Source organism: Oleiphilus sp. HI0043, from assembly GCF_001634935.1.
In genome coordinates, this window is the sequence record NZ_LWEY01001819.1 from 1 (window position 1) to 910 (window position 910).

At 42.3% G+C, this 910-nt stretch carries 1 protein-coding gene; it reads left to right on the forward strand.

Annotated features, from left to right (window positions below):
• On the forward strand, positions 1–793 hold a 793-nt coding region (locus tag A3729_RS27995), incomplete at its 5' end, for a TonB-dependent receptor (RefSeq protein ID WP_156498187.1).
• Positions 794–910 lie beyond the last annotated feature (117 nt).

The window sequence follows — 910 nt, forward strand, 5'->3', positions numbered from 1 at the left end:
GTTCTCGCTTGATTATACATATGATTCTGGAACGATGGTGTATAGCAGTGTCAAACGCGGTTTCAAAAGCGGCGGTTACAACATGACGGATGCTTCGCCAGAGTATTCTCCCGAGAAGGTTTGGTCCTACGAAATAGGTAGTAAGTTCCAGCTATTAGATAAAAAACTACATTCAAACATAGCTTTATTTTATAGCGACTATCAGGACTTGCAGGTATCAGAGTTTACAAGTCCAGGTGTATTGAATGTTTCTAATGCTGCAGAAGCGAATATTTTTGGACTTGAGATTGAAAATAAGTGGATGCCAACCTATAACCTGGCGATAGAAATGAATTATGCGTTTTTGAATGCAGAATATGATAATTATATCATTCCGCCAGTTGTAAACGCTGATAGCTCGATTGCTCAGCCTGAACAGGATGCTTCTGGGGATGATATGGTTGCATCTCCAGCTCATAAAGTTAGTTTGGCTGGCCAGTACTTTCATGACTTGCCAAGTGGTACGTTAAGTTACCGCTTGGAGTATGCGTGGCAGGATGAGCAGTACTTTACTGCGCCGAACCATGAAACCTCTTATCAGGGGGCTTATGCTTTAGTGAATGCGAGGTTCGGTTATGAGAGTGCAGATGAAATGTGGGAAGCAGAAGTTTACGTTGAAAACCTAACGAATAAAGCGTATTCAACTTCCACTCGAGAGTTTCCTGGTAGCCCTTTAAGCCTGGATAGTGTCGGTGTAACCAAAGACATCAACCCACCAAGAACCTTTGGTTTGCGTTTAGTTCGCAACTTCTAAACGTAATGAAATCAAAAAAAGCCTCATATGAGGCTTTTTGTATGTATGGGAATAATCCGAAGTAGACAAGGCGGGGCCGCCTACAAAAATCTCACACAAACTCATGCTTCCGACGAT